This is a genomic window from Streptomyces montanisoli (genome assembly GCF_017813245.1).
Lineage (GTDB): Bacteria > Actinomycetota > Actinomycetes > Streptomycetales > Streptomycetaceae > Streptomyces > Streptomyces montanisoli.
Genome location: NZ_JAGIQL010000024.1, coordinates 34997 through 58128, shown reverse-complemented (window position 1 = coordinate 58128; position 23132 = coordinate 34997). Strand labels below are relative to the sequence as shown.

Below are 23132 nucleotides of genomic sequence, written 5' to 3'. Positions count from 1 at the left end.
CCGATCCGGCGGCGTCCCGCGACGGCGTCTCGGACCCGTCCCCTCCGGAGCCCGTCGCGCGCCGGCACACGAAGCCCGCGCCGGCGCGCAGTGCGGGGGACGCGCCCGCGAGCGCGTCGCCGTCGCGGCGGTCGCCGGACGCGCGGGCATCGCGAGACACGGGACCCACCGAGGCGCAGGACGCCCAGCGCCCGCCGGGCCGGACGGAGGCCGTCCCCGCCTCCGTGGAACCGGCCTCCGTGGCCACCTTCGGGGCGGGGATCATGCTGCTCGGGCTCGGTCTCGCCTTCATCGCCCTGCGCCTGCGCCGCCGCTGACGCGACGCCACCGCCACCGCCACCGCCACCGCCACCGCCACCGCCACCGCCACAACCGCCTCGCCACCGCCGTGTAACGGGCTCGTCCCGACGTCGGCCGCGCCCCGCGACCACCCGGCGCCTTGCAACACCCCACGCGACCTGCGGTTTCTTGCCCTTCGTACGACCTGAGGCGGATGCCGGGCCTCCGTCGCAGGAGGGTTGCCGCCGTCGGCATACCGGGTATACATACTGAGTATGTCGATTCGCCACGGGCTTCTGGCCCTCCTCGAAGAGGGCCCTCGGTACGGCTCACAGCTGCGCTCGGAGTTCGAGAGCCGCACCGGCGCCACCTGGCCGCTGAACGTCGGGCAGGTCTACACGACCCTCAGCCGCCTCGAACGGGACGGCATGGTCGCCCAGGAGGGCCCGGACGGCGCGGGCCACCCGCTCTACGCGATCACCGACGGCGGGCGGGACGAGCTCGCGTCCTGGTTCCGCACGCCCGTCGACCGCGCCAACCCGCCACGCGACGAGCTCGCGATCAAGCTCGCCATGGCGGTCGGCGCGCCGGGCGTGGACATCCGCGAGGTCATCCAGGCCCAGCGCCACCACACCCTGCAGGCGATGCAGGACTACACCAGGCTCAAGGCGCGCGCGCTCGAACCGCCGCCGGAGAGCCGGGACGAGGTGGCCTGGCTGCTCGTGCTGGAGCAGCTCATCTTCCAGACCGAGGCCGAGGCGCGCTGGCTCGACCACTGCGAGGCCCGCCTCGTCAGGCTCTCGCTGCTGCCGAAGGCGCAGGGGGACGACCGGCGCGCCACGCCGACCGCAACGCCCGCGCCGACCGCAACGCCCGCGCCGACCGCAACGCCCGCGCCGACCGCGAAGCCCGCGTCGACCGCAGCGCACGCGCCTGCCGATGCGCCCGCTGCCGCCGTGCACGCCGCCGACAAGCCGCCGTCCGCTTCCTGAGACCGCCCGCCGCGCCGTCCCGCCACCGCTCTGCTCGCCCGCGCACCGCGCGGCCGGCGGCCACCGTCCGCTCCAAGGAGACCTCTCGTGTCGTACACCACCCCCCGCCCCGCGCCGGGGCCGCATCCGCGCCCCGGCGAACACCCGGACACCAGCGCCCCCGTCCTGCGCCTGGTGGGCCTCACCCGCGTGCACGGCACCGGGGCCACCGAGGTGAACGCCCTGCAAGGGGTCAACCTCGACGTGTTCCCCGGCGAACTCGTGGCCGTGATGGGTCCGTCGGGCTCCGGCAAGTCCACCCTGCTCAGCCTCGCCGGCGGCCTCGACATGCCGACCTCGGGCCAGGTGATCGTCGAGGGCACGGACATCACCGCCGTCAACCGCAAGGTGCTCGCCGCGATGCGCCGGCGCGCCATCGGCTACGTCTTCCAGGACTACAACCTCGTGCCCGCCCTGACGGCCGTCGAGAACATCGCCCTCCCCCGCGAGCTGGACGGCGTCTCCGCACGCAAGGCGCGCGTCGAGGCCAAGGCGGCCCTCGCGGAGATGCGGCTCGAAGAGCTCGCCGACCGGTTCCCCGACGAGATGTCCGGCGGCCAGCAGCAGCGGGTGGCCATCGCCCGCGCACTGGTCGGCGACCGCCGCCTGGTGCTCGCGGACGAGCCGACCGGCGCGCTGGACTCCGAGACGGGCGAGTCGGTGCTCGCGCTGCTGCGCAGCCGCTGCGACGGGGGCGCCGCCGGCATCCTCGTCACCCACGAGCCGCGGTTCGCGGCCTGGGCGGACCGGGTCGTCTTCCTGCGGGACGGCACCGTCGTCGACCAGACCGTCAGGTCGGGCGCCGAGTCGCTGCTGAGCAACCAGGTGGCCGACCGGTGAGGACCTGGTACCGCTCCTGGCGGGTGGCGCTGCGGATCGCCCGTCGCGACGCATGGCGCTTCAAGGGCCGCAGCTTCCTCGTCCTCGCGATGATCGCGCTGCCCATCCTCGGCGTGAGCGCCGCCGACCTGACGCTGCGCAGCTCGCAGCTGTCGCCCACCGAGTCGCTCTCCCGGCAGCTCGGCGCGGCCGACGCGCAGATCACTGACCACGACATCGGCGGGGCCGCCGTGATGCAGGACCCCACCGACCCGTACTCGTACACGACGGTCAAGGACTACGGCGACAAGCCGTGGCCCACGGGCCCCGGAGACCTCGCCAAGGCGCTGCCGCCCGGCGCGCGTACCCTCACCGACTCCACGGCCAGGGCGCGGCTGCGCACCACCCACGGCCTGCTGGACACGGACGTGCGGGAGCTGGCCGCGAAGGACCCTATGACCAGGGGCATCCTGCGCCGGATCAGCGGGCGCTTCCCCGCCTCCACGCACGAGGTCGCGGCGACCACGCACTTCCTCAAGGTCAGCGGCCTGCGGGTGGGTTCCGAGCTGAAGGTGCGCGACCTCGACAGGACGTACCGCATCGTCGGCTCGTACGAGCTGCCCAACGGGCTCGACACGGACCAGGTCAACGCCCTGCCGGGCGCACTGCTCGACCCGCTCGCGAAGGCGCTGGCCGCCAAGGGGCTGCACGCCGACCCGCCGCAGACGACCTGGCTCGCCACGGCGCCCGGTGGTTTCACGTGGAACAGGATGCAGGCCGCCAACGCGCACGGTTTCACCCTCACTTCGCGCGCGGTGACGCTGCACCCGCCGGCCCGGGCCGACGTGCCGTACTTCCAGCGCGACGGAGCGGGCGGCTCCGGCGGCGGCTCGGCCACCGCCTCGTCGATCCTGGCGACCATCGTGGGCCTCGCCATGCTGGAGATCTGCCTGCTCGCCGGGCCCGCGTTCGCGGTGGGCGCACGGCGCTCGCGCCGCCAGCTCGGCCTGGTCGGCGCCAACGGAGGCGACCGGCGCCACATCCGGGCGATCGTCGTCGGCGGCGGTGTCGTCATCGGCGTGGCCTCGGCCGTCGCCGGCACGGTGCTCGGGCTCGCGCTGACGTTCGTGCTGCGTCCGGTGCTGGAGGACGCCATCGGCAAGAGGTTCGGCGGGTTCGACGTGCGCCCGCTCGAACTGCTCGGCATCGCGCTGCTCGCGGTGGTCACGGGCGTGCTGGCCGCGATCATCCCGGCGATCACCGCGTCCCGGCAGACCGTACTGGCCTCGCTCACCGGCCGCCGCGGCGTGCGCAGGTCCAGCCGGGTACTGCCCGTGCTCGGCCTGGTGGCCGTGGTGCTCGGCGGCGTGATCGCGCTCTACGGGTCCACCGTCTCCGACCGGTCGCTGATCGTCGTCGGCGGCAGCGCACTCGCCGAACTGGGCTTCGTGGCGCTGACCCCCGCGCTCGTGGGGCTGTTCGGCCGCGGCGGCAGGTGGCTGCCGCTGTCGCCCCGCCTCGCGCTGCGTGACGCCGTACGCAACAGGGGCCGCACGGCGCCAGCGGTCGCCGCGGTGCTCGCCGCCGTGGCCGGCACGGTCGCGGTCTCCACGTACACGGCGAGCAGCGACGCCCAGGACCGTGCCGAGTACCGGCCGACCCTGCCCTACGGCGCGGTCTCCGTGGCGGTGGGCGACGACGGCGGCCGTGACGTGCCGGCGGCCCGCAGCGCGGTGCTGCGCTCGCTCCCCGTCGACCTGCGGGCGAACGTCGACCGGCTCTCGGTCGGCAAGCCCGGCTGCGACGAGTACGGCGACGCGCCCGGCTGCGGACGCGCCGAGATCGCCGTGCCCAAGGCCAACCAGTGCCCGCTGTGGACGTACGAGGACACGTCCGCCCCGGAGCCGCAGTTCACCGCCGCGCAGCGCCGCAAGCTGGCCAAGGACCCGCGCTGCAAGGACGAGGCGAGCAGCGACACCATGACCGGCGTGGTCGTCGGCGGCGCGGACCTCCTGAAGGTCATGTCGATCCACGACCCGGCCGCCGAGCGGGCACTCGCCGCAGGCAAGGCCGTCTCGTTCGACCGGCGCAACGTCTCCACGCACGACGGCAGGACCACGGTGGCCCTGCGGATCTACGCCGACAACGCCAAGGAGGCAGCGGACCTGGACAAGGGGAAGACGCCCGAGACCAGCATCGTCACGCTGCCCGCGACCGAGGTGCGCTCCGGCACCAAGGCCTACGGCCTCCAGCTGCTGATCCCGCCGTCCGCGGCCAGGCACGCGCACCTGAACACCGTCCCGTACGGCGCGTACTACACGACCAGCTCCCTGCCCACGAGCGCCCAGGAGCAGAAGCTGAACGCCGCCGTCGACAACATCGGCGGCAACGTGGAACTCCACGTGGAAAAGGGCTACGCCAGCAAGAACGACATCGTGCTGCTGGCCCTCGGGGTCTTCGCCGGCCTCGTCACCATCGGCGCGGCCGGGATCGCGACCGGCCTCGCGCAGACGGACGCGGAGGCCGACCTGAAGACGCTGGCGGCGGTCGGCGCACCCGGCCGGGTGCGCAGGACGCTCAGCGGGTTCCAGTGCGGGGTGGTGGCCGCGATGGGTGTGGTACTCGGGTCGCTCGCCGGCGTCCTGCCGTCGATCGGCCTGCGGCTCACGGAGCGGCGCACCGCGCTGGCCGACTACCGGCAGCACCTGGCGCAGGGGATGCTGGGCGACGCCACCCTGCCGCACGTGCCGATCGTCGTGCCCTGGGGGACGCTGGCCGGGCTGCTGATCGCCGTGCCGCTGGGCGCCGCGCTGCTGGCGGCGGCCGTCACCAGGTCCCAGCGTGCCCTGTCCCGCAGGGCGGCCACCTGACCGGGCGGCCGGGCCGTGCGAGACACTGGACACATGGAGATGCCGAGCAACGAACGGTCGCAGGAGAGCCCCCACATTCTCGTGGTGGGACAGGACGGTATGGCTCTCGGTGGCGGCGGAGACGGTGACGCCGAGGACGCGCCGCGCGAGAGCCCGGTGACGGAGATGGTCGAACAGCCCGCGAAGGTGATGCGCATCGGCAGCATGATCAAGCAGCTGCTCGAAGAGGTGCGCGCCGCTCCTCTCGACGAGGCCAGCAGGGTCAGGCTCAAGGAGATCCACGCCGGTTCGGTGAAGGAGCTCGAGGACGGGCTCGCACCCGAGCTCGTCGAGGAGCTGGACCGGCTCTCGCTGCCCTTCACCGAGGACAAGGTCCCCTCGGAGGCGGAGCTGCGCATCGCGCAGGCGCAGCTCGTCGGCTGGCTCGAAGGCCTCTTCCACGGCATCCAGACCGCGCTGTTCGCCCAGCAGATGGCGGCCAGGGCGCAGCTGGAGCAGATGCGCAGGGCGCTGCCGCCCGGCGCGGTGCCTGAGGAGGAGCAGCAGAACCAGGGCAGCTCCGCCATCCGCTCGGGCCCGTACCTCTAGGGCGCGTCCAGCAAGCAGGAGCGCGTTCCGCGAGCAGGGAGCGTCCCACAAGCGGCCCCGGCCGGTCCGTTGACCGGCCGGGGCCGACGCCCGCTACTGACTGCGGCGGGCTCAGGCCACCAGCAGGATCTTGCCCACGTGGCTGCCGGCGTCGAGCGCCCGGTGCGCCTCGGCCGCGTCGCGCATCGCGAGACGCTGGTCGATCACCGGCCGCAGATCGCCGGAGGCGACCAGCGGCCACACGTGCTCGCGCACGGCCGCGACGATGGCGGCCTTCTCCGCGGCGGGACGGGCCCGCAGCGATGTCGCGGTGATCGCGCCGCGCTTGGCCAGCAGCGCGCCGAGGTTCAGCTCGCCCTTCACGCCGCCCTGCATGCCGATGACGGCGATCCTGCCGTTCACGGCGAGCGCGTCCACGTTCCGCGACAGGTACTTGGCGCCGATGATGTCGAGGATGACGTCGGCCCCCTTGCCGTCCGTCGCGGCCTTGATCTCCTCGACGAAGTCCTGCTCGCGGTAGTTGATGAGGATGTCGGCGCCGAGTTCCTTGCACCGGGTCAGCTTGTCCGCGCCGCCCGCGGTGACCGCGATCCGCGCGCCCGCCGACTTGGCCAGCTGGGTCGCCGCCGTGCCGATGCCGCTCGCGCCGCCGTGGATCAGCAGCGTCTCGCCGGGCCGCAGGTGCGCGATCATGAAGACGTTGGACCAGACCGTGCAGACCACCTCGGGCAGTCCTGCGGCGTCCGCCAGTTCGAGCCCTTCGGGCACCGGCAGCAGCTGCCCGGTCGGCACGGCCACCTTCTCGGCGTACCCGCCGCCGCCGAGCAGCGCGCACACCTCGTCGCCCACCGCCCAGCCGGAGACCCCGGGCCCGACGGCGGAGATGCGGCCCGCGCACTCCAGGCCCGGATAGGGGGCGGCGCCGGGCGGGGGATCGTAGTGGCCCTGCCGTTGCAGCACATCGGCACGGTTGACGGCGCTCGCCACGACGTCGACGAGCACTTCGCCCTCGGCGGGGACGGGGTCCGCCACCTCCGACCACACCAGGGCTTCGGGTCCACCGGGTTCCGGAATCGTGATCGCATGCATGGCCGCGAGGCTACTCCCGGGCGCCCCCCGATCCCCCGCTGTCCGCGCCCGCGGCGGCCGCGTGCCCCTCTGTCCGCAGCGTCGCGTGCCCCGCTGTCCGCGGCGGCCGCGCGTACCTCCGGCACGACCTAGCATGGACACACGCCCCCCATCCGTCGCGTGACCGAGGAGCGGTTCGTTGCGAGACATCGCGGTATTCAGCGGCAGTGCGCATCCGGAGCTCGCGGCGGAGGTGTGCGCGCACCTGGAGGTGCCGCTCAACCCGACGCGTATCAGCCGGTTCGCCAACGACTGCCTGGAAGTGCAGCTCCAGGCGAACTGCCGGGAGCGCGACGTCTTCCTCGTCCAGCCGCTGGTGGTTCCCGTGCAGGAGCACCTGGTCGAGCTGCTGATGATGTGCGACGCGGCGCGCGGCGCGTCGGCCGCGCGGATCACCGTCGTCATGCCGCACTACTCGTACGCGCGCTCCGACAAGAAGGACGCGCCGCGCATCTCCCTGGGCGGGCGCCTGGTGGCCGACCTGCTGGTGGCCTCGGGAGCGAGCCGCGTGCTCGCGATGACGCTGCACTCGCCGCAGGTGCACGGGTTCTTCTCGGTGCCGGTCGACCATCTGCACGCCCTGCGCGAGCTGGCGCTCCACTTCCGCGGCTACGACCTGTCGCGGACCACCGTCGTCTCGCCCGACCTGGGCAACGCCAAGGAGGCGGCGGCCTTCGCGCGCATGCTGGGGGCCGAGGTGGCGGCCGGGGCCAAGCAGCGGTTCGCCGACGACCGGGTGTCCATCAGCTCCGTCATCGGCGACATCGGCGGGCGGGACGTGATCGTGCTCGACGACGAGATCGCCAAGGGCAGCACGGTGCTCGAACTCCTCGCCCGGCTGCGGGAACAGGGCGCGCGCTCCGTCCGTATCGCGTGCACGCACGGCCTGTTCGCGGCGGACGCGCTCAAGCGGCTCTCCGAGCAGCCGGACGTCCTGGAGATCGTCTGCACCAACACGGTGCCGATCCCGGTGGAGCACCACACGGAGAAGCTGCGGATCCTGTCGATCGCCCCGGCGCTCGCCGAGGCGATGCGGCGCATCCACAACGGCGAGTCGGTCAGCGCCCTGTTCGACGCGCCCTGACTCCCGGTCTGTCGGCGCTACGGCCGCACTACGGGCGGGATCCTCCCCAGGCCCGGCTCCTCCGGCGGCTCGCCCTGGGCGCGGACGATGGAGATCACCCGGTCCGTGGGCTGCAGCGGGCTCGCCGCGGGGTCGTCGTAGCCGAGCAGCCGGTGGCCGCGCACGACGCTGACCACCAGGTCGTCCGTCTCGCGCACGCCCCTGCCGGCCTCGGCCTTGGTGATCGGCCGCTCGACCATGTCGAGACCGCTGCCCTGCTGGATCAGGTCGTCCATCACCGAGCCCGCCCAGGGACTGAGCACGGACATGCCCAGCATCCGGCCGGCCGCGCTCGCGCTGGTGATGACGGCGTCCGCGCCCGACTGACGCAGCAGCGGCGCGTTCTCCTCCTCGCGCACCGCGGTGACGATCTTCGCGCGCTTGTTGAGCTGGCGCGCCGTCAGCGTCACCAGCACGGCCGTGTCGTCCCGCTGCGTCGCGATCACCACCTGCTTCGCCCGCTGGACCTCGGCCCGCAGCAGCACGTCGCTGCGGGTCGCGTCGCCGATGACCCCGGTAAGCCCCTCCGCGTTGGCCGCCTCGATCACCCGGGGCGACGGGTCCACGACGACCAGCTGCTCCTTGCGCAAGCCGGTGGCGCACAGCGTCTGCGCCGCTGACCTGCCCTTGGTGCCGTATCCGATGATCAGGGTGTGATCGCGCAAGGCGGACCTCCAGCGGTTCTGCCGCCACTCTTCCCGGGTGCGCTCCGTGAGGACCTCGAGAGTCGTACCGACGAGGATGATCAGGAACATCACGCGCAGCGGCGTCACGAGCAGGATGTTGGCCAGCCGGGCGCCGTCGCTGTACGGAACGATGTCCCCGTACCCCGTGGTGGAGAGCGTGACCGTCGCGTAGTAGACGGCGTCCAGGAAGTCCACGGAGCCGTTGGCGTTGTCGTGGTAGCCGCTGCGGTCCAGCCACACGATCAACACCGTCAGGAACAGCACGGCGAGCGCCATCGCGAGCCGCCGCAGCACCTGGCGCAGCGGGCGCTGGATACGGCGCTGAGGCAGCTTGACGCGGGCCGCGACCAGGTGTTCGTCCGCTTCCCTGGCTATGGCGTCGTGGCCGGGAAGTTTCACGTGAAACACCCGCCCTCGACGGGGGCCGTCCATGGCAGGTCGAGGACTTCAAGCAGCGTTCCGGGGTCGGCGCCGCCCGGCGGTACGACCGCGAGGCCGTCGGCGATCGCGATCCCGCGGAGCATGGCCGGGCCGTTGAAGTGCACGGGCTCCAGCCTCTCAGCACGGTGCAGGAACGGCACAAGGCGGGTGTCCCTCGGGTGCCCGCGCAGCTCCGCTCCTATCGGCGCGTGGTACGCGGTCGGCGCCCTGCGCCCCGCCAGCTCGCGCAGCAGCGGCTCGGCGAGCGTGAGCAGGCCGGAGACGGCCGCGAGCGGGTTGCCCGGCAGGCCGACCAGGTGCCGTCCGCCGTCCAGCGCCGCCAGCAGCATCGGGTGGCCCGGCCGTACGGCGACGCCGTCCACCAGCAGCCGCGCGCCGGCCTTGAGGAGCACCGGGTGCACATGGTCGACGGGACCGGCCGCCGTGCCGCCCGTGGTGACCACCAGGTCGGCGCGTGATCCGGTGATCGCCCGGTACAGGGCGTTCGCGTCGTCGCGTACCGCGCGCGTGCCCAGCACCTCGGCGCCGAGGGAGCACAGCCAGGGCGCGACCATCGGGCCCAGCGCGTCCCTGATCAGCCCGTCGTGCGGCAGCCCCTCGGTCAGCAGCTCGTCGCCGACGACCAGCACCTCGGCGCTCGGCCGCGGGACCGTGAGCAGCGTGTCGTACCCGGCCGCGGCCGCGAGCCCCAGCACGGCGGGGGTGACGAGCGTGGCGGCGGGCAGCAGCAGGTCGCCCGAGCGGCACTCCTGGCCGCGCGGCCTGATGTCCTGGCCCTGCACGACGCGGCGCTGGGCGTGCAGCCGGCCCGCCTCGTCCGCGTGCGCGTGCTCGCTGCGGATGACGGCGGTCGTCTCGGCCGGGATGCGGGCGCCGGTCGCGATGCGGACCGCCGTGCCGTCGGGCAGCGGACCCGCGTAGGCGTGCCCGGCCAGCACGGATTCGGAGGTGACGACCGCCCACGGGCCGGGCCCGGCCACGGCCCAGCCGTCCATGGCCGAGGTGTCGAAGGACGGCAGGTCGGTGAGGGCCGTGAGCGGCTCGGCGAGCGCCTCGCCGAGTGCGCGGTCGGCGGCGACCCGGTGGGCACGTCCGCCCTGCGACTGACGCCCTGCGCGGGCGGCCCGGGCGCGCGCCCGCGTCCACTCCATGGAGCGGTGCGGGCCCGCGTGGCCGGTGCCGTCGTCCGCGGCCGACCTGCTGCCGACGAGGGCCAGCGCGTCCTCGACGCCCTCGACCTCCGTGTCCCCGACTGCGGCGTTCCCGGCCGTCGCGTCCGCGACCGTCGCGTCTCCGAACATCGCGTCCCCGGCCTCGCGGCTCCCGGCCTCGCGGCTCCCGGCCTCGCCGCCTCGTGCGGTCATCCGGCGTCGTTCCCGGTGCCGCCGCTCGCGCCGTCCGTCTCCGCTTCCCAGCGGCGTGCCAGCGCCGAGGCCTTGCGGACGGCCTCGGCGACCGCCTCGGCGCCTCCGCCCCGCGCGCTCGCCGCCGCGTACCCGACCAGGAACGTCGTCAGCGGGGCCGCGGGGCGCGCGACGCCGTGCGCCGCGTCGCTCGCCAGGTTCAGCACCAGATCGGTGTCGACGTCCAGCTCGATGCCGAGCTCGTCCTTGACTGCGGTGATCCATTCGTCCAACACGGTCCCATGCTCCCTGATGCGTTCGCGGGCGGTGGCGATGTCGTCCCAGGTGTCGCAGTCGAAAGCGGCGAGGGTACCGGCCCCCGCTGTCACCCGGACGAGGTCGAGTTCCTGTGACAGCAGCCGCAGCGGGAGCCCCGTGAGGCCGCCGTACTCGGCGGCCAGCAGGCCGATCCCGCGGCGCAGCGGCTCCGTTCGGTAGGCGGCGACGAGGGGCTGGTCGCGGCCTTCGGCGTCGACGAGGAGCGCGGCCTCGCCCGGGCCCGCGGCGAGGGCGCCGAGCAGCGCGTCCACCGTGGCGGGGTCGAGGAACGGCAGATCGGCGGAGAGGACGAGGACCGTCTCCGCCGTCACGCACCGCACACCCGCGTCGAGCGCGGCGACCGGGCCCCCGCCCGGCGGCTCTTCGCGCGCCCACCGCACGGGCCGCACGGTGGGGCGCCTGCCGCCCACGACGACGGTGGCGCCCGCGCCGCCGCAGGCCCGCAGGACCCGGTCGAGCAGCGAGCGGGCGCCGACGCGCACGGCGGGCTTGTCGGCGCCGCCCAGGCGCCTCGCCGCCCCTCCGGCCAGCACCACGGCGTCATACGCGGCGACCGCGCGCGGCTCAGCTGTCATGGCTGAAGTATCGTCCGCGATCGCGCCTCTGATGCACGTGCGGGGCGGGAGCTTCGGCCCCGTCGGCTTCGCAGAGTCGTCAGTGGCGCGTCAGTGGCCGTCGGTGGGCCGCCCGCGGCCCGTCAGAGCGTGCGCAGGAGTACCGCGGGCTGCTCCACGCAGTCGGCCACGTACCGCAGGAAGCCGCCCGCCGTGCCGCCGTCGCAGACCCGGTGGTCGAACGTCAGCGACAGCTGGACGACCTGACGCACGGCCAGCTCGCCGCCGTGCACCCACGGCTTGGCCACGATCCGGCCGACGCCCAGCATGGCGGCCTCGGGGTGGTTGATGATCGGCGTGGAGCCGTCGACGCCGAACACGCCGTAGTTGTTGAGCGTGAACGTGCCGCCTGTCATGTCGGCGGGCGTCAGCGCGCCCGTCCTCGCCGCCTCGGTGAGGCGCGCGAACTCCTGCGTCAGCGACTCGGCGGAGCGCGCGTGCGCGTCCCGTACGACGGGCACGACGAGCCCGCGCTCGGTCTGCGCCGCGAACCCCAGGTGCACGGCAGGAAGCCGCACGACCTCACGCGCGGCGGTGTCCACCGTCGAGTTGAGCTCGGGGAACCGGTCGAGCGCCGCCGTGCAGATGCGGGCGAACAGCGCGAGCACGGAGATCTTCCGCGGACCAGCGGCGCCCGCCGCGCCCGCCGCCCCGGCCGAAGCCGGGTGCATCCCGGAGTTCATCGCGGCGCGCGTGGCCATCAGCTCCGTGGCGTCCGCGTCGACCCAGCACGTCGCCTCGGGTATCTCGCGGCGGCTGCGCGACATCTTGTCCGCGACGGCGCCCCGCACGCCCTTGAGCGGCACCCGGACGGCACGGTCCTGCCCGGACCCCGGCTGTTCGGCAGGCGCCGTCGTGGCCGGGGAAGCTTCGGCGGGGGGAGCTGTGGCGAGCTGGATGGCCCGCTCGACGTCCGCGCGGAGGATCAGCCCTTCACGCCCCGATCCGGAGAGTTGCCGCAGGTCGAGGTCGTGCTGGCGCGCGAGGCGCCGCACGAGGGGCGACACGACCGGCACGGGCCCCTCGTGGACCTCGCTCTCCGTCGCCACACCGCCGGCGCTCCCGGAGTCCGCGGGGGTCTCCACGAGCTGCCCGGGCCTGACCCTGCGACGCCGCGCGGTCGGCGCGGCCGTGCCGTATCCGACGAGGACGTTGCCCGACGTGTCACCGCCGCCGGCATCGGCCGCACCGGCTCCGGCCCCCGCCGCGTCCGGCGCCTCGCCCACGGCCACCGTCATCAGCGGCGCGCCGACCGGCAGTTCGCTGCCCTCCTCGCCGAAGCGCGCCGTCACCACGCCCCCGTAGGGGCACGGCACCTCGACGCGCGCCTTCGCCGTCTCCACCTCGACCACCGGCTGGTCAACGGCGACCACGTCGCCCACCGAGACGAGCCAGCCGACGATCTCCGCCTCGGTCAGCCCCTCGCCGAGGTCGGGCAGCTTGAACTCCAGCACCTGCGCCATCAGCTCTCCGCCTCCCACTGGAGCCGCGCGACCGCGTCGAGCACCCGGTCGACACCGGGAAGATGGTGCCCCTCCAGCATCGGCGGCGGATACGGAACGTCGAACCCGGCCACCCGCAGCACCGGCGCCTCCAGGTGGTGGAAGCACCGCTCGCTCACGCGCGCCGCGATCTCGCCGCCCGGGCCGCCGAACCCCACCGACTCGTGCACCACGACCGCGCGGCCCGTGCGCCGCACCGACCTGACCACCGTCTCGTCGTCGAACGGCACCAGCGACCTGAGGTCGACCACTTCGAGGTCCCAGCCCTCGGCGCGCGCCGCCTCGGCCGCTTCGAGGCAGACCGGCAGGCTCGGCCCGTACGTGATGAGCGTGGCGCTCGTCCCGGCGCGCCGCACCACGGCCCTGCCGATGGGCTCGACGGCGGCCGGCGCCTGCGGTGACCACTGCGCCTTCGACCAGTACAGCCGCTTCGGTTCGAGGAAGACGACCGGGTCGTCGGAGGCGATCGCCGCCCGCAGCAGGCCGTACGCGTCCTCCACCGTCGCCGGCGTGACCACGTGCAGCCCGGGCGTGGCCATGTAGTAGGCCTCCGACGAGTCGCTGTGGTGCTCGACCCCGCCGATCCCGCCGCCGTAGGGGATGCGCACCGTCAGCGGCAACGGCATCGCGCCGCCCGTGCGGTTGCGCATCTTCGCCACATGGCTCGCCAGCTGCTCGAACGACGGGTAGGCGAACGCGTCGAACTGCATCTCCACCACGGGACGCAGCCCGTACATGGCCATGCCGACGGCCGTGCCGAGGATGCCGGCCTCCGCCAGCGGGGTGTCCGTGCAGCGGTCGTCGCCGAACTCCTTCGCCAGGCCGTCCGTGATCCGGAAGACGCCGCCAAGGGTGCCGACGTCCTCACCGAGCACGTGCACCGCCGGGTCGTCCGCCATGGCGTCGCGCAGGGCGCGCTGGAGCGCCTGCGCCATCGTGGCGGGCTTCGCGGCCCCCGCCGTGCGCTGCGCCGCGACCGTGGTCATCGTCCGCCCTCCTGGCCGTCCGCGCCGGCCGCCGCGTCGAGCTCGGCGCGCAGCTGCGCCGCCTGCTCGCGCAGCTGGGGCGTCGGCTCCGCGTACACGTGCCCGAAAAGCTCCATGGGGTCGGTGGCCGCGTCCGCGTTCAGCCGCTCCCGCAGCCGCGCCGCCATCTCCTCCGCGCCGTGCGCGACGCGCTCGGCCTCCTCGTCGTCGAGCAGGCCGCGGCCGCGCAGCTCGGCCTCCAGGATCCGCACGGGGTCGTAGGCGCGCCAGGCGCCGACCTCGTCGTCCTCGCGGTAGCGCGTCGCGTCGTCGGCGTTCGTGTGCGCGTCGATCCGGTACGTGACGGCCTCGACGAGCGTGGGCCCGCCGCCCGTACGCGCCCGGTCCACCGCCTCGGCGAGCACCGTGTGGACGGCCGCGACGTCGTTGCCGTCGACGAGCCTGCCCGGCATGCCGTAGCCGACGGCCTTGTGCGCGAGCGTCGGTGCCGCGCTCTGCTTGGCCAACGGGACGGAGATGGCGAAGCCGTTGTTCTGCACGAGGAAGACGACGGGCGCCTGCCAGACGGCGGCGAAGTTCATGGCCTCGTGGAAGTCGCCCTCGCTCGTGCCGCCGTCGCCGCAGAGAGCGAGCGCCACGACGTCGTCGCCCTTGAGGCGGGCCGCGTGGGCGAGGCCGACCGCGTGCGGCAGCTGCGTCGCGAGCGGCGTGGACAGCGGCGCGACGCGGTAGCGGTGCGGGTCGTAGCCCGTGTGCCAGTCGCCGCGCAGCAGCGTCAGCGCCTCCACGGGGTCGACGCCGCGCGAGACGACCGCGAGCGTGTCGCGGTAGCTGGGGAAGAGCCAGTCGCGCTCGGCGAGCACGGCCGCGGCCGCCACCTCGCAGGCCTCCTGGCCCGCGCTCGACGGGTAGACCGCGAGCCTGCCCTGGCGCGTCAGCGCCGTCGCCTGCGTGTTGAACCTGCGGCCGCGCACCAGCTCGCCGTAGAGGCGCAGCAGGAGGGCGGGGTCGGCGTCCGCCGCGGCACGCGTGCCGAGCACGCGGAACGGACGCGCGTCGGGGAGCAGCGGCGCGGGGTCCGTGCGGACGCGCCAGGCGGGCGCCGCGGGGCGCTGCGCGCCCGCGGTGGCGCCCCGCGAGCCCGTGGTCTTCGCGGCCGGCTCCCGGACCGGCGTACTGCTCTTCTTCACGCGTGCCCCTCCTCGTGCGGCTCATGGCGGCGGAGTCGGAGAGCGGCCGGTGTGTGGCGACTCTCACCTACCGATTGTTCGGTCGCCGGTCCACTTTGGCTACATGTGCCGCCATCCTGTGGACAAACGGTTCGGCAGGCTCTGTGATGGACGCAGGTCGTCCACCTGGCTGAGGCGGGAAGGCATGGGGACTGAACAAATGGCCGACGAGACCGCCCACGGGGCCGGATCGGGGGACGCCGCGATCCGCCCGCTCGACACCATCGACCGGGCGATCCTGCACATCCTCCAGGCGGACGGCCGCGCGTCGATACGGTCGGTCGCCGAACGGGTGCACGTCTCGCGCGCCAACGCGTACGCGCGCATCAACCGGCTGGTCGAGGACGGCGTGATCAGGGGTTTCTCGGCCCGCATCGATCACGAGCGCGCCGGCCAGGGCGCCACGGCGTACATCACGCTGAAGATCGTGCAGAACTCCTGGCGCACCGTGCGGGGCCAGCTGGAGGCGCTGCCGGGGGCCGCGCACATCGCGCTACTCGGCGCCGACTTCGACGTCCTGCTGCTGGTGCACAGCCCGGACAACAGGACGCTGCGCGAGCTGGTGCTCACGCGCCTGCAGGCGATCCCCGAGGTGCTGTCGACGCGGACGCTGCTGGTCTTCGAGGAAACGGACCTCAACCCACAGCCCCCACCGGAGTGACCCCGGCGGGCGTGGCCCCTGCGGACGTGGCCCCGCGTGGCCGCCGCGCCCGCGCCGCGTCGCGGCGGTCGCCCCCAGGCACCGGAGCCCGGCCCCGCACCGTACGGTTGCCCGGGCTGCGCCTGGCACCCGCCTCCCGGCGTACATGCGCGCCCCTTCCCCACGACTCGTGCAGTGGAGAGGCCGTGGCCCTGGGGCCCAGCGCCACAGAGCGAAGCCCGGCCTCGGCCCGTGGCGCTCCGGAAGCGGGCTGTCTGCCGGCGGGCCGAGCCCGAGCCGAGCGACCGCCCCGGCGGCACCTGTCGACCGCCGCCCTGCGTGCGCGCCCACCATGCGGCGAGGCCTGTCGCTGCCTGCACCAGGGGCCGGCGCCCGGAACCCGGCGGCCAGGGATGGACCCTGGCCCGCGGCCCGGCGCGGCTCCCGGAACCCGCGACCGCCCGCGCCGCACCGGGGCAGGGCGCCGGGTGGTCGGCGCGTGGCGGCCCCTCGCGCCCGACACCCCAGCTGTCACCGGCTGGGCGGCGCCCGGAGGCGCCCGGAGGCGCGTGACTGCCACGGACCGACGGAGGGTCACTTCTCCGCCCGCTCGGGGCCGCCTGTGGGGCCTGCGGGGCAAGCGCGGAGCCTTCCGTACGGCCCGCGCGGCCCGCGGACGGGTCAGGCGGGCGGGCCCGGCGCGCGGAGGCCGTCGAACGCGAGCCGCACGACCGCGTCCGCGACCTGCTTCAGGTCGTAGCCGCCCGGTGCGTCCGGCCGGTACCACTCCACCAGCGAGTTGACCATCCCGAACACCAGGCGCGTGGCGAGCCGGGCCTCGACGTCGGTCCGCAGATCGCCCTCGGACGCGGCGGCCCCGAGCAGCTCCGCGACGCGCTGGTCGAACTCGCGGCGCCGCTCCATCGCCCAGCGCTCCGTGCGGGTGTTGCCCCTGACGCGCAGCAGCAGCGTCACGTACGGCAGCTCCGCCGTCAGCACCTCCACCATGCGGCGGGTGACGTACTCGACGCGCGCGAGCGCCTTGCCGCGCGTCGCGCCGTCCTCGTCGAGGATGGCGAAGAGTCCGTCGAGCGCGCGGCTCACCGCGCGGCGCAGCAGCTCCTCCTTGCCCGCGATGTGGTGGTAGATCGACGACTTGGAGATGCCGGCGGCCTTGGAGAGGTGCTCCATCGACGTGCCGTCGTAGCCGCGTTCGTTGAAGACGGCTACGGCGACGGACAGCAGCGTCTCCGGCGTGTAGGTGTCGCGCCTGGGCGTGGTCACGAGCCGTCCTCCGCAGCACCGGCGCTCCGGGCGCCCACGGCGCCTCCGGCGCCTTCCGCCGCGGCGCGCCCGCGCAGGGCGCGGCTCGGCGCGTACCGGCCGCCCGGGTGCTCCTCGTGCAGCTCCCGCAGCACGCCGAGCGCCCATCCGGCGCCCACGCGCGTGCACCACTCGCCCGGGCCCGCCGGGTAGTTGACGCCGAGCCGCATCGCGGTGTCGATGTCCTGGAGGGACGCGACGCCGCACGCCTCCGCGTCGAGCGCGAGGTCGATGAGCATGGCGACCGTCCTCGCGACAACCATGCCGGGGACGTCGGCGATGACGCTGACCTCTTTACCGAGGCGCTGAAAAAGGCCGACGGCCGCGCGCAGGTCGCTCTCGCCGGTGCCGTCGGCGGGCGAAAGGGCGACGCGCGTGCACGAGCGGTAGTCGAGGGCGAGGTCGAAGCGGACGACGCCCGCGGTGCCGCCCTCGCGGGGGCCGGTGCCGGCGAGGAACAGCCGCGGGCCTCCCGGCACCTCGATCTCCCCAGCGCCGTCTCCGCGGCCGTCCCGGCCGCCGCGCACCTCGACGCCGGCCTCGCGCAGCAGCCCGGCGAGGCCGGCCGCCGGACCGAGATCGCCGTGGACGACGACCTCGCGCGGCGCGTCACCGTGCGCCTCGCACGGCGCCTCCGTGCGCGGCTCGGGCTTCGCCGCGCCGTCCCCGTACGGGAACCAGCCGTGCCCCGACTTGCGGCCGAGGCGGCCCGCCTGGACGAGCCTGTGCTGGGCGAGGGACGGCGTGAACTTCGGGTCGTGGAAGAACGCGTCCCAGACGGAGCGGGTGACCGCCTCGTTGACGTCCTGCCCGATCAGGTCGGTGAGCTCGAACGGGCCCATGCGGAAGCCGCCCGAGCCGCGCAGGACCGCGTCGATCGTCGCCGCGTCGGCGGCGCGCTCCTCGTGGAGGCGGAAGGCCTCGGCGTAGAAGGGGCGCGCGATGCGGTTGACGATGAAGCCGGGGGTGTCCGAGCAGCGCACCGGCGTTTTTCCCCACGCGCGCGCGGTCTCGTACGCGAGGTCGGCCGCGGCCGGGTCCGTCGCGTACCCGCTGACGACCTCGACCAGCGGAAGCAGCGGGGCGGGGTTGAAGAAGTGCAGCCCGACGAAGCGGCCGGGCAGCCTCAGCGCGCCCGCGATCTCGGTGACGGCGAGTGAGGAGGTGTTGGTGGCGAGCAGGCAGTCGTCGGCGACGACCTTCTCGAGGTCGGCGAACAGCTGCCGCTTGACGGCCGCGTCCTCCAGCACGGCCTCCACGACGAGCGCGCTGCCCGCGAGGCCCGCGAGGTCGTCGACCGCCGTGAGGCGCCGCACCGCTTCGTCGCGCCCGGCGGCTTCCAGCCGGCCCTTCTCGACCAGCCTGTCGAGCCGGGCGGTGACCGCCGAGACGGCCTCCCCCGAGCGGCCTGGGGCCGCGTCGTACAGGCGGACGGGGTGGCCCGCGACCAGGGCGACCTGGGCTATGCCCTGTCCCATGGTGCCTGTGCCGACCACCGAGACGGGACGGCGATGCGCGACTGCTGCCATGGACACGATCCTCCCAGGGGTTGTCCACAGATCTGCCAGGACCCTCTTGAACCGACCGATCGTTCGGTTACTCTAACCCTGTCCGTGCACGTGTGTCCCGGGCTTCGCGCGGACCGTCCGCCCACCGGCTCGACGACCCGCACACCCGGCTCGATGAGGAGTTGGTCCCCACCATGACCGCGCAGCTCAGCGTCCAGAAGCTCGCCGAGACCCGCAGGGCCACGCTCGACGAGGCGCTCGACGCCATCCGCACCCGCGCCTACTGGTCGCCCCACCCCGAGCACCCGAAGGCCTACGGCGAGACGGGCCCCGCCGACGGGCTCGCCGCGTTCGAGGCACTGCGGGGCGGCCGCTTCGAGCTCGGCCAGCCGGGCACGGACGGCTGGACGGGCGCCGAGACGTCGCCGTACGGCCCGGCGCTCGGCATCGAGTACCCGCACGCCGACGTGGAGGTGCTGCTGCCGGCCATGCGGGCGGGCATGCGCGCGTGGCGCGAGGCCGGTCCCGAGACGCGCGCCCTGGTGTGCCTGGAGATCCTCGCGCGCATCTCCGCCCGTACGCACGAGTTCGCGCACGCGGTCATGCACACGAGCGGCCAGGCCTTCGTGATGGCGCTCCAGGCCGGCGGGGCCAACGCGCAGGACAGGGGCCTCGAAGCGGTGGCGTACGCGTACGCGGAGCAGACGCGCACGCCGGCGGCCGCGTCCTGGTCGAAGCCGCAGGGCAAGCGTGACCCGCTGGAGATGCGCAAGACGTTCACGGCGGTGCCGCGCGGCATCGCGCTGCTCGTCGGGTGCAACACGTTCCCGACGTGGAACGGCTACCCGGGCCTGTTCGCGTCCCTGGCCACGGGCAACCCGGTGCTGGTCAAGCCGCACCCCCGCGCGGTGCTGCCGCTGGCGATGACGGTGCGCGTGGCACGCGAGGTCCTCGCGGAGGCCGGGTTCGACGCGAACCTGGTCGCGCTCGCCGTGGACCGCCCGGGCGAGGGCCTGGCCAAGGTGCTGGCGCTGCGCCCCGAGGTCCGCATCATCGACTACACGGGCTCGACGGCCTTCGGCGACTGGCTGGAGGAGCACGCGCGCCAGGCGCAGGTCTACACGGAGAAGGCCGGCGTGAACACCGTCGTCGTGGACTCCACGGACGACTACCGGGGCATGCTCGGCAACCTGGCGTTCTCGCTGTCCCTCTACAGCGGCCAGATGTGCACCACCCCGCAGAACCTGCTTATCCCGCGCGACGGCATCGAGACCGACGCGGGCCACAAGACGTACGACGAGGTCGTGGCCGACATCGCGGGGGCCGTGGACAAGCTCCTCGGTGACGACGCGCGCGCGAGCGCGCTGCTCGGCGCGCTCGTCAATCCGGACGTCAAGGCGCGCCTGGAGGCGGCCGCCGAGCTCGGCGAGGTGGCGCTCGCCTCGCGCGAGGTGGTCCACCCGGAGTTCCCGGACGCCGTGGTGCGCACGCCGCTGATCGTCAAGGCCGACGGTTCGCACAAGGACGGGCAGTCCGCCGACGAGGTGCCCTACCTCGCGGAGTGCTTCGGTCCCGTGTCGTTCGCGGTCGCCGTCGACTCGACTGATGACGCGGTCGAGCTGCTGCGGCGCACGGTCCGCGAGAAGGGCGCCATGACGGTCGGCGCGTACACGACGTCCGCCGACGTGGAGGCCGCCGTGGAGGAGGTCTGCCTGGAGGAGTCGGCGCAGCTGTCGCTGAACCTGACGGGCGGCGTCTACGTGAACCAGACGGCGGCGTTCTCCGACTTCCACGGTTCGGGCGGCAACCCGGCGGCCAACGCGGCGCTGTGCGACGCGGCGTTCGTGGCGAACCGCTTCCGTACGGTCGAGGTGCGCCGCCCGGTCTGACGCGGCCCCCGCGGCACGGAGGCCGCGCCGCTCAGGTGGCCGGGGCTGCCCGGATGTGCGCGTGGCGCTGGATCCATGCGTGCATGGCGATCGCGGCCGCCGCCCCGGCGTTGATCGAGCGCGTCGAGCCGAACTGCGCGATGGAGCACACCATCGCCGCGTGGGCGTGGGCCTCCTCGGTGAGCCCCGGGCCCTCCTGGCCGAACAGGAGCACGCAGCGGCGCGGCAGTTCGGTGTGCTCCAGGGGCACGGCGCCCGGCAGGTTGTCGATGCCGATGACCGGCAGGCCCTCGGCCGCGGCCCACGAGGTCAGCTCGGCCGTGCCGGCGTGGTGGCGCACGTGCTGGTAGCGGTCGGTGACCATGGCGCCGCGCCGGTTCCAGCGCCGCCGCCCGACGATGTGGATCTCGCGCGCCAGGAAGGCGTTGGCCGTGCGAACGACGGAGCCGATGTTGAAGTCGTGGTTCCAGTTCTCCACGGCCACGTGGAAGTCGTGCCGGCGCGTGTCCAGGTCGGCGACGATCGCCTCGCGCCGCCAGTAGCGGAACCGGTCGGCCACGTTGCGCCGGTCGCCGGCCGCGAGCAGCGCGGGGTCGTAGCGGTCGCCCGCCGGCCAGGGCCCGGGGTGCGGTCCCACGCCGATCTCGGGGCCGAACCCCTCGTCGTACTGCGCCGGCTCCTCGGTCGGCGTGCCGCCGCCGGCCCCCGTCTCACTGCTCATCCGATGAGGGTACGGCTCTCCTCGGTGCTGCCCTGCCGCTGGCCCGGCACGGCGGCCGCCCGCCGCAGCACTCGCGCCCGCCCCCGCGCGACCCTGCCGCCGAGCCACAGCAGGAACCCCGTCGGGAGGAACACCGCGTCCGCGGTGATCATGGCGAGGGAGAAGAACGGCAGCCCCAGCAGGACGGCGATGCCCGCGTGCTCGAGCATCATGCCCACCAGCAGGACGTTCTTGACGCGCCTGTTGACCAGCGTGAACGGGAAGGCGACCTGCACCATCACCGTCCCGTAGGAGAACAGGAGCACGAACAGGCTGCTGGCGGCGAGCAGCCCGGAGAGGTGCGGCCACGGCGTGAAGTAGTCGAGCTTCAGCGGGTAGTACAGCGCGGTGCCGTCCTCCCAGCGCGTGCCCTGGATCTTGTACCAGCCGGCGGTGGCGTAGACGAAGCAGACCTCGGCGGCGATCACGAGGAGTGCCGCGTTGTGGAAGAGGTTCGCGAAGACGTCGAGCAGTGAGCGCTCCTGGCCTGCGGGCGCGTAGCGGTTCGCCGTCCACCACAGGCCGTGCGCCACCCAGCCGCCCCAGAGCAGGACCCGCATCCACAGCTGGATGTCGACGCGCTCGGTCACCGCACCGGCGACGAGGAACGCGCCCATGACCGCCCACAGGGCGGGCCCGACACGGTCCGTCCTGCCGGCGCGCGCGGGCACGGACGCACGGCGCGCGTCCAGCGACCAGACCTGGCCGCACCGAGTGAACACCAGGTAGATCGCCATGAGGTGGATGACGTTGTCGCCACCGTCACCGAGGAAGACGGAGCGGTTCTGCAGGGACAGCACGCCGAACATGAAGAGGAACGACATCGTCCTGGTGCGCCAGCCGAGCATCAGCAGCAGGCTGGAGATGATCGCGACGGCGTAGACGATCTCGAACCACACGGCGCTGTCCGACCACATCAGCCCGCTGAAGGCGCCGTTGCCGGCGATCAGCTGCTTGGCCAGGCCCCAGCTCCAGGGCGCGTCGGGCCCGTACATCTCGTTCCTGTGCGGCAGTTCGCGCAGCAGGAAGACGAGCCAGGTGCCGGCGAAGCCGATGCGGATGAGGGCGCTCTGGTACGGGCCGAACGAGGTGGCCGTGACGCGCTGGAAGGCGCGCGCGATCCGCTCCAGCGGGTCGCCCTCGGGGCGGCGCGGGGCGGCGGGGGGCGATGCGGGAGCCGGTGCGGGCGTCGACGTGCTCACTTCGCGGCCTCCCCGTTCCCGCTCGCGGCGACGACGGACTTGTCCACGCCGCCGGGCACGTCGGAGGGGCCGACCGTCCACCAGGGGAAGGTCCGGTAGGAGGTGCGGGTGTCGGTGCTCTCCTCGGCGTACGGCGGCGGCGCGACGTTCGTCGTCGCGGACCGTACCTGGATGCGGGTCATCGGCTCCCCCGGGTGGTCCTGGCCGAGCCGCAGCACGACGAGGCGGCGCATGTACGCCTCGGAGAGCTTGCCCCTCGCGCCGATCGGCCGCTCCTTGGAGTCGTGCGTCTGCGTGAAGTAGTCCCAGGCGCGGCGGAGCTCGTTCTGCTGGGTGTGGCTGGGCAGCGGGTTGTGCCGGATCGCGGCGGCGTCCTGCGCCGACAGGTCGGTCCAGGGTCCTGTGGTCATCCGTCCCGAGGCGTCCTCGATCCGGGCCCGCGCCTGGACGTGCACGTTCTGCTGGAGCGGGTTGGGCGCGAACAGCTTCCAGTTCTGCTCGAACTCGGGGTTCACCCACCGGTTGATCAGCTGCGAGTGCTGCTTGGAGACCGTGTTGGCGGGGGCCACGTAGAAGAAGACCATCGCCAGGTGGACGCAGACGACGGCGAGCACGGCGACGATCCCGACGCCGGCGACCCACTGGTAGCGGCGGGGCAGGCCGGCTATCCCCGCACCGGCCGGCCGCGGCCCCCCGGCCGCTTCGTCCTGTGCGGCCGCGCCGCCGGGACCGGAGCCCGCGCCGCCGGCGTCCGGAGCCACGGGGGCAGGGCCGCAGGCGCCGGGATGCCCAGCGCCTGGGCGGCCCGCCTCCCAAGCCGGGGCGCCGGTGC

19 protein-coding genes and 1 pseudogene are annotated in these 23132 nt (G+C 74.1%); 8 read left to right on the top strand and 12 right to left on the bottom strand.

The features are described from left to right. The 5 genes and pseudogenes from JFN87_RS08895 to JFN87_RS08875 form a co-directional block, all read left to right on the top strand. Positions 1-317, top strand: a pseudogene (locus tag JFN87_RS08895) (hypothetical protein); the annotation flags it as partial. 237 nt (positions 318-554) lie between these two features. Continuing rightward, on the top strand, positions 555-1271 hold the full coding sequence (locus tag JFN87_RS08890) for a PadR family transcriptional regulator (protein ID WP_209339379.1): 717 nt from the start codon (positions 555-557) through the stop codon (positions 1269-1271). 165 nt (positions 1272-1436) lie between these two features. After that, entirely contained in the window at positions 1437-2150 is a 714-nt protein-coding gene (locus tag JFN87_RS08885) for an ABC transporter ATP-binding protein (RefSeq protein WP_209339385.1), read from the top strand. Next, complete coding sequence (locus JFN87_RS08880) at positions 2147-4999, top strand: ABC transporter permease (protein WP_209339378.1); 2853 nt, start codon at positions 2147-2149, stop codon at positions 4997-4999. Before JFN87_RS08885 ends, JFN87_RS08880 begins: the two co-directional genes overlap by 4 nt. 33 nt (positions 5000-5032) lie before the next feature. Beyond that, positions 5033-5587 carry a bacterial proteasome activator family protein gene (locus JFN87_RS08875; RefSeq protein WP_209339377.1) on the top strand — a complete coding sequence of 185 codons (555 nt, stop codon included), beginning with the start codon at positions 5033-5035 and terminating at the stop codon, positions 5585-5587. A 111-nt stretch (positions 5588-5698) separates the two neighbouring features. Here JFN87_RS08875 and JFN87_RS08870 read toward each other — a convergent pair whose 3' ends face one another. After that, positions 5699-6676, bottom strand: a complete 978-nt coding sequence (locus tag JFN87_RS08870) for an NAD(P)H-quinone oxidoreductase (protein ID WP_209339376.1) — start codon at positions 6674-6676, stop codon at positions 5699-5701. A gap of 178 nt (positions 6677-6854) precedes the next feature. On the opposite strand from JFN87_RS08870, the gene JFN87_RS08865 reads away from it, so the two are divergent. Beyond that, a complete protein-coding gene (locus JFN87_RS08865) occupies positions 6855-7799 on the top strand; it encodes a ribose-phosphate diphosphokinase (RefSeq protein ID WP_209339375.1) in 945 nt (314 codons plus the stop codon). A gap of 17 nt (positions 7800-7816) precedes the next feature. On the opposite strand, the gene JFN87_RS08860 is transcribed toward JFN87_RS08865, so the two are convergent. The 6 genes from JFN87_RS08860 to pdhA form a co-directional block, all read right to left on the bottom strand. Then, positions 7817-8923 carry a potassium channel family protein gene (locus tag JFN87_RS08860; RefSeq protein ID WP_372449205.1) on the bottom strand — a complete coding sequence of 369 codons (1107 nt, stop codon included), beginning with the start codon at positions 8921-8923 and terminating at the stop codon, positions 7817-7819. Beyond that, the gene (locus JFN87_RS08855; protein WP_372449204.1) at positions 8920-10329 is read right to left on the bottom strand and encodes a molybdopterin molybdotransferase MoeA; all 1410 of its coding nucleotides are present in this window, start codon (positions 10327-10329) and stop codon (positions 8920-8922) included. The genes JFN87_RS08860 and JFN87_RS08855 overlap by 4 nt, the downstream gene beginning before the upstream one ends. Next, a complete protein-coding gene (locus JFN87_RS33580; RefSeq protein WP_245178979.1) occupies positions 10326-11222 on the bottom strand; it encodes an NTP transferase domain-containing protein in 897 nt (298 codons plus the stop codon). Before JFN87_RS33580 ends, JFN87_RS08855 begins: the two co-directional genes overlap by 4 nt. A 122-nt stretch (positions 11223-11344) precedes the next feature. Continuing rightward, positions 11345-12724, bottom strand: coding sequence for a dihydrolipoamide acetyltransferase family protein (locus tag JFN87_RS08850; RefSeq protein WP_209339372.1), 1380 nt, complete (start codon positions 12722-12724; stop codon positions 11345-11347). Further along, the gene (locus JFN87_RS08845) at positions 12724-13749 is read right to left on the bottom strand and encodes an alpha-ketoacid dehydrogenase subunit beta (protein WP_209339371.1); all 1026 of its coding nucleotides are present in this window, start codon (positions 13747-13749) and stop codon (positions 12724-12726) included. The genes JFN87_RS08850 and JFN87_RS08845 overlap by 1 nt, the downstream gene beginning before the upstream one ends. Continuing rightward, a complete protein-coding gene (gene pdhA / locus JFN87_RS08840) occupies positions 13746-14939 on the bottom strand; it encodes a pyruvate dehydrogenase (acetyl-transferring) E1 component subunit alpha (protein WP_209339370.1) in 1194 nt (397 codons plus the stop codon). Before pdhA ends, JFN87_RS08845 begins: the two co-directional genes overlap by 4 nt. Before the next feature lie 199 nt (positions 14940-15138). Here pdhA and JFN87_RS08835 point away from each other — a divergent pair, with 199 nt between their 5' ends. Beyond that, positions 15139-15639, top strand: a complete 501-nt coding sequence (locus JFN87_RS08835) for an Lrp/AsnC family transcriptional regulator (RefSeq protein ID WP_245178993.1) — start codon at positions 15139-15141, stop codon at positions 15637-15639. Between the two features lie 660 nt (positions 15640-16299). Here the strand turns inward: JFN87_RS08835 and JFN87_RS08830 are convergent. Further along, complete coding sequence (locus JFN87_RS08830; RefSeq protein ID WP_209339368.1) at positions 16300-16902, bottom strand: TetR/AcrR family transcriptional regulator; 603 nt, start codon at positions 16900-16902, stop codon at positions 16300-16302. Beyond that, positions 16899-18470, bottom strand: a complete 1572-nt coding sequence (locus JFN87_RS08825) for a 3-hydroxyacyl-CoA dehydrogenase (protein ID WP_209339367.1) — start codon at positions 18468-18470, stop codon at positions 16899-16901. The genes JFN87_RS08830 and JFN87_RS08825 overlap by 4 nt, the downstream gene beginning before the upstream one ends. A gap of 173 nt (positions 18471-18643) precedes the next feature. On the opposite strand from JFN87_RS08825, the gene paaN reads away from it, so the two are divergent. Beyond that, on the top strand, positions 18644-20338 hold the full coding sequence (gene paaN, locus JFN87_RS08820) for a phenylacetic acid degradation protein PaaN (RefSeq protein ID WP_209339366.1): 1695 nt from the start codon (positions 18644-18646) through the stop codon (positions 20336-20338). Between the two features lie 31 nt (positions 20339-20369). Here the strand turns inward: paaN and JFN87_RS08815 are convergent, their stop codons facing one another. The 3 genes from JFN87_RS08815 to JFN87_RS08805 are packed head-to-tail and all read right to left on the bottom strand — an operon-like array spanning position 20370 to position 23061. Then, positions 20370-21059 carry a TrmH family RNA methyltransferase gene (locus tag JFN87_RS08815; RefSeq protein WP_209339365.1) on the bottom strand — a complete coding sequence of 230 codons (690 nt, stop codon included), beginning with the start codon at positions 21057-21059 and terminating at the stop codon, positions 20370-20372. After that, the gene (locus JFN87_RS08810) at positions 21056-22300 is read right to left on the bottom strand and encodes an HTTM domain-containing protein (protein WP_372449203.1); all 1245 of its coding nucleotides are present in this window, start codon (positions 22298-22300) and stop codon (positions 21056-21058) included. Before JFN87_RS08810 ends, JFN87_RS08815 begins: the two co-directional genes overlap by 4 nt. Further along, on the bottom strand, positions 22297-23061 hold the full coding sequence (locus tag JFN87_RS08805) for a DUF5819 family protein (protein ID WP_209339364.1): 765 nt from the start codon (positions 23059-23061) through the stop codon (positions 22297-22299). Before JFN87_RS08805 ends, JFN87_RS08810 begins: the two co-directional genes overlap by 4 nt. Positions 23062-23132 lie beyond the last annotated feature (71 nt).